This window comes from Spiroplasma endosymbiont of Cleonymus obscurus (assembly GCF_964273375.1).
Lineage (GTDB): Bacteria > Bacillota_I > Bacilli_A > Mycoplasmatales > VBWQ01 > Spiroplasma_E.
The window spans coordinates 922,513-937,317 of the sequence record NZ_CAXWWA010000002.1 but is presented as its reverse complement, the minus strand read 5'-3'; the positions used below and the strand labels follow the sequence as shown (position 1 = coordinate 937,317).

The window sequence follows — 14,805 nt, the reverse complement described above, 5'->3', positions numbered from 1 at the left end:
GGAGATAAAGTTATGAATAAAGAAGAAAAAGAAAAAGTAGAAAAAGAACTTAATAAATCAGCTAAACGAAGAGTTGCAAATATGGAAAAAAGATTAACACGCGAAGATATAGAAAAAGCTAATAAAGAAAAAGTAGAAAAAGAAAAATCGGTAATGTTTAGTAATCTGTGTAACTTACAAAAATAACTATGTTTAATTAATTCTAGTAAATATAATTAAATGACTAGAAAGAGTGAGTTACAGATGGCTAAAAAAGATAACTTTAATAATAATGATCCAATATCAAAAGCAGTAGATTTATTATTAGAAAATACTGAAGATTTAACAACAGTTTTTAAAGAAGGGGGTTTATATAAAGAATTAACAAAACGTTTAGTTGAAAAAATGTTGAATTCTGAGATGCAAAATTATTTAGGATATGAAAAAAATCAACATAGTAATAGTGACAATGCTCGTAATGGTATAAGTTCAAAAAAATTAATAACTCAACAAGGTAAAATTGAGATTGATGTACCACGAGATCGTAATAGTAATTTTACTCCTGTAATAGTGCCAAAAAGACAGAGAAGATTTGATGGTTTTGATCAACAAGTTCTTTCCTTATATGCAAAAGGTATGACATTATCAGATATTAGAATGCAGTTACAAGAGTTATATCATGGTGCTGATATTAGTGAAAGTGTTATTAGTCAAATTACTGATGATGTGATTGATGATGTCAAAGCATGACAAAATAGACCATTAGAAGGCATTTATCCCATTGTTTATTTTGATTGTATAGTAGTTAAAGTACGACAAGATAAACGCATTATTAACAAATCAGTTTATATAGCTTTAGGTGTTGATTTAGAAGGTAAAAAAGATGTTTTAGGTTTATGAATTAGTGAAAATGAAGGCGCTAAATTTTGATTAGCAAATTTCACAGAAATGAAAAATCGTGGCTTAAATGATATTCTTATTGCTTGTAGTGACAACTTAACAGGCATGTCAGAAGCAATACAATCAGTTTATCCTAAAACTGAACATCAATTATGTATAGTTCATCAAATCAGAAATAGTTTAAAATATGTTTCATACAAACATCGAAAATCACTAGTTACAGATTTAAAGCCAATTTATAATGCATGTAGTTAAGAACAAGCAATGCAAGCTTTAGAATCATTTGAAAGTAAATGAAATAAACACTATCCTCAAATTGCTAAATCTTGATATAAAAATTGAGATAATTTAATGATTTTTATTAGTTATCCTCCAGAAATCAAAAGAGTGATTTATACTACAAATTCTATTGAATCTGTTAATAGTCAATTACGAAAAGTCATCAGAAATAAAAAAGTTTTTCCAAATGATATGGCAGTTTTCAAAATATTTTACTTAGCAATTGAAAATATAACAAAAAAATGAACAATGCCCATTCAAAATTGAAATACAGCAATTGCTCATTTTATGATAAAATTTGAAGACAGAATTAATCTGAACTAGTACTTTGCAAAACAAAGATACACAGATTATTAAAAAGCCTCTTAATAAATTCAGTTTTGAAAGTTTTGAAAGTTGCTTCAGCAACAGCATTATCATAAGGACAACCTTTTTTGCTTAAAGAACGGGTAATATTGAATGCTAATAAAAGTTTATCAATAGTTTTATTATTGAATTCATTACCGCGATCACTATGAAATATTTGAATATCTTTTAAACAGCGATTTGATTGCATAAATGCTTGATATACTAATGATGCATCTTTTTTAGTACCTACACTATGTCCAATAATTTCGCGGTTAAATAGGTCGATTAATAAGCAAATATAGTTTCACTTACCATTAACTTGAACATAAGTTAAATCACTAACAATAACTTCATTTTTAAGCCTATTATTAAAGTTTCTATTCACAAGATTGCTTATTTGGCTATCATTGACTTTGTTATGATGATTTTTAAATGATAATTTAGTGTATTTTGATATTAAATTATGCTGATTCATAATTTCTTTAATTTTTTTGCGTGATAAATAAATTTCTTTATTTTCTAGACTGACTTTTAATCTTCTTGTTCCATAAACTTCTTTATTTTGTTTAAAAGCACTAATAACAGCTTCATCATACATATTATTTTTGATTTTATCTTCTTTTTTCTTTAAATTAAAATAATATGTTGATTTAGAAAGTTTTAAAAAACGACAAATTGGACGAATTTTATATTTAGATTTATTATTTGTAATAATCTCTACTTTCTGCCTATTATTAGTGCTGCTTGCTTTAAAATATCATTCTCCATTCTTAATTGTTTTAATTCTTTATTTGCTTGAATTAATTGTTTTTCTAAATCCGAAAGATTATCTTTAGTTTTAAAACTGCCTGAATTTGTAAATTGCTTAATTCATTTATAAGTAGCTGCTCTTGTAACGTTGTATTCTTTAGCAAGGCAAGATACTGATTTGCCATTTTGATATAAAGATACTATTTGTTTTTTAAATTCATCATTATATGAGTTAATATTGGCCATAATTATATTTCCTTTCTTTTAACTAATTTGTTCACTTGTCTACGTAATTAGTGTCCAATAAAGTGTAACCCATCCAGAGACCAAATTATACAATCAGTAAATAGTGATAAGATTTTATATTTACAAGCAAAATTATTTGAAGTAGAAGATTTAATTGAAAAAATAGAAAATGGTGAATTTGATAATGAATAAATGTAAACATGAAACATATAAATTAGAAGATGTAATTGATGAAATATTATATTTTGAATGTTTAAAATGTAAAGCAATATGTAGTATATATGCAAGAGATTTAGATTTAGAAAATGAAGGTAATGTAAGTCCATGAAGAGAAGAAACAAAATGTGAAAGTTGTGGTAGATTAAATTATGACTAATTATTTACTTTCAATTGACCCAAGTATAAAAAATACTGGATTTACTTTATGAAAAAAAGTTTATTTACATGATAAATATGATTTTTGAAATTGAAAACCAATTTGAATTGGTAGTTGTAGTTTTAAAAAAAATGGTATTGAGAATTTTAATAGAGATATGCATTATGTTGTATATGGAACTTTAGAATTAAAAGATGAATTAACTAATTCTAAAAATAATTTAAATTTAATTATTGAACGTGGTACTTTTCATTCAAAAAATGGAATTGGTTATGAAACTCAAGAACATTTACGTGGTTTTATTGCAGGACAATTTAATAAATTAATAACAAAAGATATGTTAATAAGTCCAAGTGAATGAAAAAAATGATATGTAAAAAAATCATTTATAAATATTTTAATTAATGATGAATGAGATAAAGAAAGTTCAATAAGACTAGCAAAAGTATTAATTGAACAAAATAATTGAAATATAACAATATCAAATCATGATGAAGCAGATAGTTTATTAATTGGTTGATATTATTTAAATAAGGAGAATAAATAATGACAGCAGTAGAAATATGAATACTTAGTTTAGTAACAGTAATAATTGGAGTATTAATTTTATTTGGAATTACTGTATTTATTGTATATTTAATAGATTTAATAAAAGGAGAATAAATAATGGAAATTACTACTGAAGATATTATTGATGAATATAAAAACGAATATAAACAAATATTAATTATTTGATTAAATAAACAAATTAGTATTTGTTTATGTGATTCTTTAAAAGAAGTAGGTAAAGTTACTGCTTATTATAAAGTACTTGAATTTATAGAAAATGGAGACTTTGATAATGATTAATGATTATGAATGACTATGATATTGTGATAGTTATGGTTGTAAAAATAACAATAGTAATCAAGAAATATATGTTTGCACAATTAAAAAAGATACAAAATTAGGATTATGTAAAACTCATTTAAATAATTATAAAAATATAACAATTGATTATGTTATTGACATAAAGGAAAATAAGTAATGAATTTATGAGACTTTTTAAAATATAGTGATAAATATAATGTTTTTAAAATATTTACTGAAGATAAAGAAATATATTTTTCATGAAATGGTGGAAGTAGTGAATTAGATGATGACCGTACTTTATTAGGTTATGAATTAGCAGACTGAAAAGTATTATCATATAAACAATATCCAAATGAAATTATGGTATTTATTAAATTAGATAATCAATTAATGCAAAATTATAATCATTTTCCAGATTATTTCCAGATACAAAAGAAGAAAGATTAAATTATAATAAGGAGTAAATAATGGTTTGATGAGAAATATTAACAATAGTATCAGTATCAGTAATATTATTTTTAATGATAATTTCAGTACTAACAGATATTATAACTAAAATTATTAATTATTGATAATATAACTAAATTATCTATATTTAATATAGAAAATATGATATAATTAATAAAAGAAGATAGCTATAGGATTATAATTAATCTGTACACTGGTGATATATGATGAATTTCATGTCTTCTTTTTTTATTTAGATAAATATAAAAAAAGTTACCTTAATTGGTAACTTTTTAATTAGGTGCCAACCTAACAACAATATAATATTAAGAACTTTTTATTTCATATACTTACATAAGTAAGTAATATAATTATACATTATTTAAGATTGTGGGGGAATATTATTTTCGTTAGATTTTATTTTAAATTTAAAAATATATTTTAATTTTGGAAATTTCTTAATTAATTTTAAAATTTTTGGAATAAAATAAAAACATAATAACTCAATACATCCGAAAATAATGAAAACATAATAAACACTTTTTATATTTAAGTTATTATTAAAAAAATAAAAAAGTAAAGGACATATAAGAAAAAAAGTTAAAGTAGCATATATATATATATATAGTTTTTAATATTTTTATTATCACAAAAACGAATAAATAATTTGTACGGTACAAACATTAAAAACAAAAATGTTATAGATAAGGTAATTGAAATTGTATAAGGAGAATTAACAAAATCATCTCATCATGGTCAAAATTCATTACGATTTAAAAAATACATATTTAATCACTTCCTAAATATTACCTAATTATATTTTAATTGTATCAAATTATCTTGCATTTAAAACTATTTTATTAATATTAGATTTAATATTTGATATATATCTATATGCTCAACTTTTATCAGGTTCTCTTTGTGCAGAATTGGTATATTCTATTTTACCTAAATTACCTTGTAAATAAATAATTCAATTTAGTTTTTCAGAGTTATTAACTATGCTAAATATTATAGGAAAATTATTATTTATTTTTTGTTCATAAGAATTATAACTCTTCTTAATTTTTAAATCAAATTCGTAATTACAGAAAGAATATGAAGTAAAAACATTATAATTACTAAAACTTTTATAATAAGCATTTGCAAAATAATCAGTAACTTCATTAGGAGCAATTGTACCAAACTTACTTAAAAATTCAACCTCTGGAAAATTGCCTTTATTTATTTTTAAATCTTTTAAATTAATAGTTATACTTGTAGCTTTTATTTCTTTTGAAGGATTAAAAGTTTCATTATTAATATCAATAGTATTTAAATCAGAACTTTTTGAATTGAATATTGTTTCAATATTATAACTATAATAAATAGTTACACTTTTATAATATCTTTGTAAATCATTAAAAGTATTAATTAATAATGTAGAGTCTAATAATGAATTTAAATCAATTTCATATTTACTAAATTTACTTATATTTTTTTCTTCTCATTCTTTTATATTGCTATATCCTTTTTTTATTAAAGATACATCATTCGCTGTCATATCGATTTTTAAATCTGGATTAATAATTATTGATTTTGCTATATTTTGAGGACTTGGTGGTAATATTTTTGCTGGATAACTAAATGTAGTTTCTTCACTTTCTGAGTATTCATCATGATTTAATTTATATAAAGTTGTTCAATTAAAAGCATTACCAGTTAAATAACCCATATTATTATAACGAAATTGTGCAATTGATATTTCATTATAATCACCTTGATAAGTAAATGGATTATCACTATAAAATGTATGTCTTTCTTCACCTTGATGTAATGATTGAGTTACAATTGTATCAATAATATAAGCATAATTTGAACCATCAATAACTCCATTACTTGTCGGATTTCATTGACAATCTTTATCTTCATGAGTTAATGGTGAAGAAATATCTAAAAATTCAGTATCTTCTGCCATTATATATACTTTATCATCTATTATATGATTAAAAATTTCTTTTGTTTTCTTTTGTGATAAGTCAACTGTACTTATTTGTTCTTTTACTTCTAACTTTTTACCAGTTTTAGCATCTCATGGATAAACACTTATTCTATCACTTAATTTCATTGTCATAGCAGTTGTTGAAACATTTGCACCTTAATAATTTACCAATAGTAAAATCATTATCATTTGTAAATGCATTTAAAGGAATTAAACCACCATTACCAATAATACTTTCTAAATTACTTGTAAAAAATGCACTCATAAAACCATTAAAATATAACATTTTTTTTATATTGTTGAGCATTTTGAGTAATAACTCAACTACTTCATATACCTAATGTTAAAGCATTTAATAATTTACCAATTAAAGGAATATCACTTAATGCAAATGGTAATCATTGTTGACTATCATAAGGCATTTGTATTAATGGACTAAATACTACACTATTAAAATTTAATATAGCAGACATATATTTTTGACTTATTTTACTATAATCTACAGTTGGACTTCCTATAATTAATCCACTTTCTGGGTCTTTATATTTAAAATTACTACTCATATCAACATTATAATTACCAGTTAAATTATTTATATTTCATTCACTATCTCAAAAGAATTTTGCTTCTCCTACTGATGTACCATTACTTAATCTTGCTTTATCTTTATCAAAAGATAACATACCTTTAAAATCTTTTGTTACAAATAAATTATCTTGAAAATTTAATGAAGTTTTTAATCATTCTGTAAAATTTTTAAAATTAGTAAATCCAGTAGGTTTAGCGTCCATAATATTATAAAATGTTGTTTCTGGATGACTACTTGTAGTTATTTTATCATTTATTCCAGCAAGTAAACCACCATTATTTTTAACTTCAGTTGTAGATTTTTCATTATTACCAGCAATAAATAATCTTCTTGAAGAAAATACTTTACTTTCAAATATTTCTTCATTATTTTGTTGTATTGGTTCTTTACCTTGAATTATTGGTCTTCCATAATAATAACAACTTGTTAATAATTCTAATCCATAACTTTGTCTATGACTATATCTTACTCCTATATCACGCATTAAAGTACGATTTAAAGTTACTTTTCCTTGTTGAATAGTAGGGAAAGCATAACCACTACCTGGGCTTGCATATTGTACAAAATCAAGTGTATTTTGACCAGTAGAAACTACTCTATCATTTAAACTACTAAAAGTTAATACTTGCATACTAAATGCACCATTATAAGGACTATAATAATTTGTTACATTTGAAATATATAATAATTGTCTATCTTGATTTTTACCACTATTACCACCAATATTTTCATTTTCATCATTAAATACACAAAAAAATTGTAAATAATCATCAATTGTAATATGTTCTTCAAACATTACTAAAGTATATTGTCTTTTTGTTTGTACTGTTTTAAATATTTGATTATTTGGTAAATTACTAAAATCAACACCACTTGTATCATCAATTAAATAAGCATTTCAATAATCACCAATTTTATATTGTTTTGTATAAAATTCATCTTGACCATTAACTTTATGTATTTCTTCATTAATTTTACCTTTATTTTTTTGATATATTTTTGTACTATTTTTTCAAATACATACAACTGGAGTAGTACCAGTTAATATTAATTCATATTGACCAAAATCACTAATTTTACTATTAATTGGTTTATAACCAGTTTCAGTTAAAGGAATTGCTCCATTATTAATAACAAATGGAAATATTTTTCAATAACTACATCTCTTTATTAATTGTTGAGTTTGCTTTAATGCTAGATGTGCTTGTTTCATTAATTGAATTCTTACTGCGTTGTTCATTATCATTTGTATTATCTCCTAAATTTTTATTTAAAAATTTATTTTCATTAATAATATGTTCTAATTTTTGTTTTGCCATTAATGTATCAATATTTTCATATAAACTAATTGCTTCAACTATTGACATTGTTCCATTATTTAATCTACTATTAATTAATTCATCTTGTACTAATTGGTCAACCATAGCAATTGGTATAAATTCAAAACTATAAGGTCTTTCACCTTTACCATTTCAATATACTTTTCCATTTTCATCTTTAGAAAAAGTTACTAACATATCAAACATTCTATATAAATAAGTTGTATAATGTGTTATTTTAACTTCTGTTGTTTGCATATCAAATTTATTATTCATTAATGTTTTAGTTTTATTTTTATAATTAATACCATTAAATTCATCATAATCATAACCAGCACCATTAAATATTTGTTTTGCTGTACCATTATAATCAAGTCAATATTCACCAAATTTTGGATTACCTTGTACAATATCAACTCCACCATTACCACCTTTTACATAATTTGCAGTAGTAATATTTAAAAATGCGTCTTTAATAATTGATTGAAAATCATCACTTAAATTTAAAGCTTTAAATTTTTCGAGGCTTTTTAATAATCTGTGTATCTTTGTTTTGCAAAGTACTAGTTCAGATTAATTCTGTCTTCAAATTTTATCATAAAATGAGCAATTGCTGTATTTCAATTTTGAATGAGCATTGTTCATTTTTTTGTTATATTTTCAATTGCTAAGTAAAATATTTTGAAAACTGCCATATCATTTGGAAAAACTTTTTTATTTCTGATGACTTTTCGTAATTGACTATTAATAGATTCAATAGAATTTGTAGTATAAATCACTCTTTTGATTTCTGGAGGATAACTAATAAAAATCATTAAATTATCTCAATTTTTATATCAAGATTTAGCAATTTGAGGATAGTGTTTATTTCATTTACTTTCAAATGATTCTAAAGCTTGCATTGCTTGTTCTTCACTACATGCATTATAAATTGGCTTTAAATCTGTAACTAGTGATTTTCGATGTTTGTATGAAACATATTTTAAACTATTTCTGATTTGATGAACTATACATAATTGATGTTCAGTTTTAGGATAAACTGATTGTATTGCTTCTGACATGCCTGTTAAGTTGTCACTACAAGCAATAAGAATATCATTTAAGCCACGATTTTTCATTTCTGTGAAATTTGCTAATCAAAATTTAGCGCCTTCATTTTCACTAATTCATAAACCTAAAACATCTTTTTTACCTTCTAAATCAACACCTAAAGCTATATAAACTGATTTGTTAATAATGCGTTTATCTTGTCGTACTATACAATCAAAATAAACAATGGGATAAATGCCTTCTAATGGTCTATTTTGTCATGCTTTGACATCATCAATCACATCATCAGTAATTTGGTGACTAATAACACTTTCACTAATATCAGCACCATGATATAACTCTTGTAACTGCATTCTAATATCTGATAATGTCATACCTTTTGCATATAAGGAAAGAACTTGTTGATCAAAACCATCAAATCTTCTCTGTCTTTTTGGCACTATTACAGGAGTAAAATTACTATTACGATCTCGTGGTACATCAATCTCAATTTTACCTTGTTGAGTTATTAATTTTTTTGAACTTATACCATTACGAGCATTGTCACTATTACTATGTTGATTTTTTTCATATCCTAAATAATTTTGTATCTCAGAATTCAACATTTTTTCAACTAAACGTTTTGTTAATTCTTTATATAAACCCCCTTCTTTAAAAACTGTTGTTAAATCTTCAGTATTTTCTAATAATAAATCTACTGCTTTTGATATTGGATCATTATTATTAAAGTTATCTTTTTTAGCCATCTGTAACTCACTCTTTCTAGTCATTTAATTATATTTACTAGAATTAATTAAACATAGTTATTTTTGTAAGTTACACAGATTACTAAACATTACCTTATTTCTTATTTAAGTTACACAGATTACTAAACATTACCCATCACCCTATTACGAACGTCATTTTTTGGTAAAGGAATTTTTATAATTTTATATTTTTTGCCATGAGCATTTATTGATTTTGATAATACATCTCAACAATTTTTAACAGCAAGATAACGATCATCAATAGTATTTTCTGTTCAACTTAATAAAATAGTATTACTATCAACTATACACATGATATTATCTAATCTTCCTTTGGTTTCATCATATGGTAATCCATAAGGTATTCAAATAATATTTACAACATTTAGATAGTCTTTTAAATATATTTCTATTTGTTCTTGTGATAAATTAGGATTACGTTCTTGGCATAAAATACCTTCATAACTAGCAAAACAAGTACCTTCACCATCTAACATAATCATGCTAGATTCTAAAATGATTGGTAGAAAATAGTAATCAATTTTTTGTAGTTCAAATATTTTGTATGCTACCATATCATCATAATTTCAAGGTGAATAAATACCTGCTATTTCTCCACCTCAAGCATTAAAATTAAATTTTAAGCCTCTAATATTCTTTGTTTCTTTATTTTGAAGAAAGATTGGACCATAATCACGAATAAAGCAATCATTAGTATACATTTCGATAATTGTAATATTTTTATTTAATAAATTTCTAGCATTATTAAATTGATTTTTACTAACAATCATATTTACATGTTCATGTTCACTAATAATATTAGCAAGTTTACTTATTTTTTCTTGTGCTGGTTTAGCGCCTAATCTTCAATTATCAGTTCTTTCTGGTCATACCATTCAACATTGTTGATGTTCTAAAAATTCAGGAATAACATAAAAATCATCACTATTTGGTGTTGAATAAATTTTTTGTGCCATTAATAGTAGCTTTCCTTTCTTACTTAGTAGCTACTGAATAATTCCCTTATTTTATTGATGATTCCTTTTTTATTATACTAATAATTTTATTTTTTTAAATAGTGTTTTATAGTAATTATTTAATAATTACTATAAAAAAATTTTAAATTTAAAAAATTAAAATGAGATTTATAATCTCATTTTAATTATTTTTATTCATTTGAAGAATTATTATTTTTGATATTTTTTAATATTTCTTCAATGTTTTTAACTCTAGTGTTGGTATTATCATATTTAAAGCGTAATTCTGGAACTTTATATTTATTACTTGTTTTGGCAAGTGCGCTTCGACAAAAACCTTTCGCTTTTTCTAAAGCATTACTAATAGTTTTAATATCTAAATTATCTAAGTAAACTGTTCAATAAATGGTAGCATAACTGTTATCTTTTGTTATTTTTACATTAGTAATAGTGATATCTTTGAAAAGAATATTTTTTGATTCTTTTTTTAATATATTAGTAATTTCTTTTTTTAAGAAACTTTCTTGTTGTTCAAATTTAATGATAGACATCCTATTTTGTCTCCACTTCTTCTACTAAATATGATTCAATAATATCATTTTCTTTTAAGTCATTAAAATTTTTAATAGTAATACCGCATTGAGTTTCTTTTTTAGCAATTTTTAAATCATTTTTTTCATGTTTTAAACCACTGATTTCACCGTTATAAATAACAACATCATCACGAATGATATGAACTTTGCTATTACGTTGAATGAAACCATTAATGACAACACAACCAGCAATTGTTCCTACTTTTGAAAAATGAAAAGTTTTAATAACTCGTGCTTGACCAAGAATTTTATCTTCATAAGTTGGTTCTAATAAACCTTTAGCAGCCAATTCTAATTCTTCAGTTATTTTATAAATGATATTATGTAATCTAATTTCAACACCGGCATTGTTAGCAGCTTCACGAATAACATGATTGGGACGAACATTGAAACCATAAATAATACTTCCTGAAGTTTGAGCAAGTTTAATATCTGATTCACTAATACCACCAATAGTTGCTCTAATAAACTTAACAGTAATATCATTAACATTAATTTTATTTACTGCTTGAACGATTGCTTGCACTGAACCTTGAGTATCTGCTCGTAAAATAACATTAATTTGTTTTAATTCACCTGTAGCAACATCTTGTGTTAATTTACCTAAACTAATTTGTCGATTATTTCTAATTTTATTTGTTTCTTCTGTTTGTCGTACTAGTGCTACTTTTCTTGCTAATTTATCATCATTAAAAACAATAAAAGATTCACCAGGAGTAGGGGCTGTTTCAAATCCTAAAACTTGAACAGGCATTGAAGGTCCAGCTTTAGTAATTATTTTACCAGTATCATTAATAAGGCGTTTAATTTTTCCTTTAACACTACCAGCAACTACAATATCAGTAACTTTTAGTGTTCCACCTTGTATTAATAAAGTACAAATTGAACCAACATTTTTATCATGATGAGATTCGATAACAGTTCCATTAGCAAATCGATTTGGATTAGCATTTAGTTCTTTTAATTCAGCAATTACTAATATGGCTTCTAATAATTCATCAATTCCTTGATTTTTTAAAGCACTACCATAAACAAAAATAGTATCGCCACCTCATTCTTCACTAGTTAAATCACAATTAGCTAGTTCATTCATAATGCGATCAGTATTAACATTTCGTTTATCCATTTTATTAACAAAAACAATAATTGAAACACCAGCTACTTTTGCATGGTCAATTGCTTCACGAGTTTGTGGCATCACACCATCATCACCAGCAACTACTAGAACAACAATATCAGTAATTTTAGAACCACGTGAACGCATTTCAGTAAATGCTTCATGACCTGGGGTATCAATAAAAGTAATTAATTTATTATTAGTTTTAATTTGATAAGCACCAATATGTTGAGTAATACCACCGTGTTCTTGATTAGTAACTTTAGAATTACGGATAGTATCTAATAGTGTTGTTTTTCCATGATCAACATGGCCCATAATTGTAACAACAGGTGGTCGAGTTACTAAATTTTTTTTATCATCTTCTAGATTAATATTTTCTAATAAGTTTTCATATGTTACCACTTTAGCTTTTTCAAAATCAATATTTCATTCCAAACAAAGTTCAAGCATTAATTCTTGAGTTAATATTTGATTTTGATTAAATAGTTTGCCTTGTTTCATGAAGTATTTAATAATGTCAGTTACTGGATGATGCAATGCTTTAGCAAATTCTGAAATAGTTAAAGGTTCGTTATATAAAAATACTCCTTTTTCATTAATTTGAGATGTTTTTTGTTTTAGTTGTTGATTAATATTTTGTGTTTGTTGAGATATTCGTTTTTTTGCCATTTGCATCCCGCCTTTCGCTTGGGAAAATTAATCTCAATTTTTTTTAATTTCATTAATTAATTGTTCATAAAATTCATTTGGAATTTTTGTTTTTAATGCTCGTTCTAATGCCTTATTTTTAATAAGCAAAGGTATTAATTCAAGTTTAGGTTGGATGTAGGCACCTCGACCATTTTGTTTGCCAGTTTTATCAATGAATAATTGTCCTTCTTTATTAATAACAATTCTAATTAATTCACGTTTAGGTAAAATAGTATTTGTAACTATACATTTACGCATTGGTATTTTTTTACGTTGAATTAAAGGTATTTTATTCATAACGACCTACTTTATTGTTTATTGATTTTTATTTTTTCATTGTGTTTTTTTAATAATTCAGATATAAACTTTTCATATTCACTTTCTTTAATATTACCATTTCAAGTAAATTTAATATTATTTTCATTTGCTTGTTCTAATGAAGTAATATTAATATTTCAGTGAGTTACACCGGCAACTAATTTAGCAGCCATACCATTTTTACCAATAGCTAATGATAATTGTTCAGTAGGAACAATAATATTTGCTTGTTTTTCTTCTTCATTAATATCAATTGAAATAACTTTAGCTGGTGTTAAAGCGTTAATTATATATTCTTTTATATTAGGATTTCAGGCAATAATGTCAATTTTTTCGCCACTTAATTCTTGCGTAATTAATTTTGTTCTTTCGCCTTTTGGACCAATACATGCACCAATACCATCAATGCTTGGATCATGACTAACAATTGCAACCTTAGCTCTAATTCCAGGAATACGAGCAATATCTTTAACTTCGATTACACCTTGTGCTATTTCAGGAACTTCTAATTCTAGTAAACAACGTAAAAAATTAACGTGAGTTCTTGATGCTAAAATTTGACCATAGTTTTTATTTTTAATAATATCTTCAACATAAAATTTGATGTAAGTATTATTAGCGATTGGTTTATTTTTTGGTAAGATCTCACTAGGGATTTGATTTTGTTTTGGTAAGAAAGCATAGGCTCTACCAATTTTAATTAACATATAAGTTTCTTCAACGCTTTCAATAGTACCAATTAATATGTGATCTTTTTTATCAATAAATTCATCATAAATTGATGTTTTTTCTGCTTCACGAATTGATTGTTTCACTACTTGAATAGCTTTAAAAATTGATAAACGAGAGAATTGATCACTAGGAATTATTTGCGTATATGTATCACCAATTGTTAAGCCGGGATTCTTTGTTTTAATAGTTGAAAGTGCAATTTCTAATTCAGGATCTTCAACTTTTGGAACAACAATTAAATCCTTTAAAATTTTAATAGTACCTTTATTTTGATCAATTTCAATTCTGATATTTGTACTATCATCACGATGACTTTGATATTCATATGCTTTTTTTAGTCCTTCTTTTAAAGCTTCAATGATATCTTCTTTTGCTATTTGTTTTTCTTCAGCAATTTCATTTATGGCATTTAAAATGATTTGACTAATTTCTTTGTCCACTTTTTCTCCTCCTTGTTTTTTATAAACATTGTTGTTTATTATTTAATAGTATTTGAAATAGATTTATTTCAAA

At 24.4% G+C, this 14,805-nt stretch carries 19 protein-coding genes and 1 pseudogene; 7 read left to right on the top strand and 13 right to left on the bottom strand.

Features of this window, described 5'->3' with window-relative positions:
• The first annotated feature begins 12 nt into the window (after positions 1 to 12).
• Complete coding sequence (locus tag ACI2WJ_RS05950; RefSeq protein ID WP_400255129.1) at positions 13 to 186, top strand: hypothetical protein; 174 nt, start codon at positions 13 to 15, stop codon at positions 184 to 186.
• A 57-nt stretch (positions 187 to 243) separates the two neighbouring features.
• A pseudogene (locus tag ACI2WJ_RS05945) lies at positions 244 to 1,482 on the top strand (IS256 family transposase).
• On the opposite strand, the gene ACI2WJ_RS05940 reads toward ACI2WJ_RS05945, so the two are convergent.
• Together ACI2WJ_RS05940 and ACI2WJ_RS05935 are read right to left on the bottom strand one after the other, a co-directional pair.
• Positions 1,469 to 2,191: an IS3 family transposase gene (locus tag ACI2WJ_RS05940; RefSeq protein WP_400255254.1), complete on the bottom strand. Its 723-nt coding sequence runs from the start codon at positions 2,189 to 2,191 to the stop codon at positions 1,469 to 1,471. The pseudogene ACI2WJ_RS05945 and the gene ACI2WJ_RS05940 overlap by 14 nt on opposite strands.
• A 32-nt stretch (positions 2,192 to 2,223) precedes the next feature.
• Positions 2,224 to 2,502, bottom strand: coding sequence for a transposase (locus ACI2WJ_RS05935; protein WP_400254803.1), 279 nt, complete (start codon positions 2,500 to 2,502; stop codon positions 2,224 to 2,226).
• Positions 2,503 to 2,686: 184 nt separating this feature from the next.
• Between ACI2WJ_RS05935 and ACI2WJ_RS05930 the strand changes: the two genes are divergently transcribed.
• The 5 genes from ACI2WJ_RS05930 (at position 2,687) to ACI2WJ_RS05910 (ending at position 4,177) form a co-directional block, all read left to right on the top strand.
• Positions 2,687 to 2,878, top strand: a complete 192-nt coding sequence (locus ACI2WJ_RS05930) for a hypothetical protein (protein ID WP_400255128.1) — start codon at positions 2,687 to 2,689, stop codon at positions 2,876 to 2,878.
• Complete coding sequence (locus tag ACI2WJ_RS05925; RefSeq protein WP_400255127.1) at positions 2,871 to 3,425, top strand: hypothetical protein; 555 nt, start codon at positions 2,871 to 2,873, stop codon at positions 3,423 to 3,425. The genes ACI2WJ_RS05930 and ACI2WJ_RS05925 overlap by 8 nt, the downstream gene beginning before the upstream one ends.
• A gap of 119 nt (positions 3,426 to 3,544) precedes the next feature.
• Positions 3,545 to 3,727 carry a hypothetical protein gene (locus tag ACI2WJ_RS05920; RefSeq protein ID WP_400255126.1) on the top strand — a complete coding sequence of 61 codons (183 nt, stop codon included), beginning with the start codon at positions 3,545 to 3,547 and terminating at the stop codon, positions 3,725 to 3,727.
• Entirely contained in the window at positions 3,720 to 3,905 is a 186-nt protein-coding gene (locus ACI2WJ_RS05915; protein WP_400255125.1) for a hypothetical protein, read from the top strand. Before ACI2WJ_RS05920 ends, ACI2WJ_RS05915 begins: the two co-directional genes overlap by 8 nt.
• A complete protein-coding gene (locus ACI2WJ_RS05910; RefSeq protein WP_174480666.1) occupies positions 3,905 to 4,177 on the top strand; it encodes a hypothetical protein in 273 nt (90 codons plus the stop codon). The genes ACI2WJ_RS05915 and ACI2WJ_RS05910 overlap by 1 nt, the downstream gene beginning before the upstream one ends.
• A 600-nt stretch (positions 4,178 to 4,777) precedes the next feature.
• Here ACI2WJ_RS05910 and ACI2WJ_RS05905 read toward each other — a convergent pair.
• The 11 genes from ACI2WJ_RS05905 to nusA all read right to left on the bottom strand — a co-directional run bounded on the left by ACI2WJ_RS05905 (position 4,778) and on the right by nusA (position 14,732).
• Positions 4,778 to 4,963 (bottom strand): hypothetical protein, encoded by a 186-nt coding sequence (locus ACI2WJ_RS05905; protein ID WP_400255124.1) that lies wholly within the window; start codon positions 4,961 to 4,963, stop codon positions 4,778 to 4,780.
• A gap of 49 nt (positions 4,964 to 5,012) precedes the next feature.
• The gene (locus ACI2WJ_RS05900; RefSeq protein ID WP_400255123.1) at positions 5,013 to 6,290 is read right to left on the bottom strand and encodes a hypothetical protein; all 1,278 of its coding nucleotides are present in this window, start codon (positions 6,288 to 6,290) and stop codon (positions 5,013 to 5,015) included.
• Positions 6,268 to 6,444, bottom strand: coding sequence for a hypothetical protein (locus tag ACI2WJ_RS05895; protein WP_400255122.1), 177 nt, complete (start codon positions 6,442 to 6,444; stop codon positions 6,268 to 6,270). The genes ACI2WJ_RS05900 and ACI2WJ_RS05895 overlap by 23 nt, the downstream gene beginning before the upstream one ends.
• On the bottom strand, positions 6,431 to 7,993 hold the full coding sequence (locus ACI2WJ_RS05890) for a hypothetical protein (protein WP_400255121.1): 1,563 nt from the start codon (positions 7,991 to 7,993) through the stop codon (positions 6,431 to 6,433). The genes ACI2WJ_RS05895 and ACI2WJ_RS05890 overlap by 14 nt, the downstream gene beginning before the upstream one ends.
• Entirely contained in the window at positions 7,905 to 8,342 is a 438-nt protein-coding gene (locus ACI2WJ_RS05885; protein ID WP_400255120.1) for a hypothetical protein, read from the bottom strand. Before ACI2WJ_RS05885 ends, ACI2WJ_RS05890 begins: the two co-directional genes overlap by 89 nt.
• 287 nt (positions 8,343 to 8,629) lie before the next feature.
• Complete coding sequence (locus ACI2WJ_RS05880) at positions 8,630 to 9,862, bottom strand: IS256 family transposase (protein ID WP_400255253.1); 1,233 nt, start codon at positions 9,860 to 9,862, stop codon at positions 8,630 to 8,632.
• 122 nt (positions 9,863 to 9,984) lie between these two features.
• Positions 9,985 to 10,839, bottom strand: a complete 855-nt coding sequence (locus ACI2WJ_RS05875; protein ID WP_400255119.1) for an agmatine deiminase family protein — start codon at positions 10,837 to 10,839, stop codon at positions 9,985 to 9,987.
• A 191-nt stretch (positions 10,840 to 11,030) separates the two neighbouring features.
• Positions 11,031 to 11,390, bottom strand: coding sequence for a 30S ribosome-binding factor RbfA (gene rbfA / locus ACI2WJ_RS05870; protein WP_252320089.1), 360 nt, complete (start codon positions 11,388 to 11,390; stop codon positions 11,031 to 11,033).
• 1 nt (position 11,391) lies between these two features.
• The gene (gene infB / locus ACI2WJ_RS05865) at positions 11,392 to 13,221 is read right to left on the bottom strand and encodes a translation initiation factor IF-2 (RefSeq protein WP_400255118.1); all 1,830 of its coding nucleotides are present in this window, start codon (positions 13,219 to 13,221) and stop codon (positions 11,392 to 11,394) included.
• A 27-nt stretch (positions 13,222 to 13,248) separates the two neighbouring features.
• A complete protein-coding gene (gene rnpM, locus ACI2WJ_RS05860; RefSeq protein WP_338957115.1) occupies positions 13,249 to 13,539 on the bottom strand; it encodes an RNase P modulator RnpM in 291 nt (96 codons plus the stop codon).
• Between the two features lie 11 nt (positions 13,540 to 13,550).
• The gene (nusA, locus tag ACI2WJ_RS05855; RefSeq protein ID WP_400255117.1) at positions 13,551 to 14,732 is read right to left on the bottom strand and encodes a transcription termination factor NusA; all 1,182 of its coding nucleotides are present in this window, start codon (positions 14,730 to 14,732) and stop codon (positions 13,551 to 13,553) included.
• Positions 14,733 to 14,805: the final 73 nt, after the last annotated feature.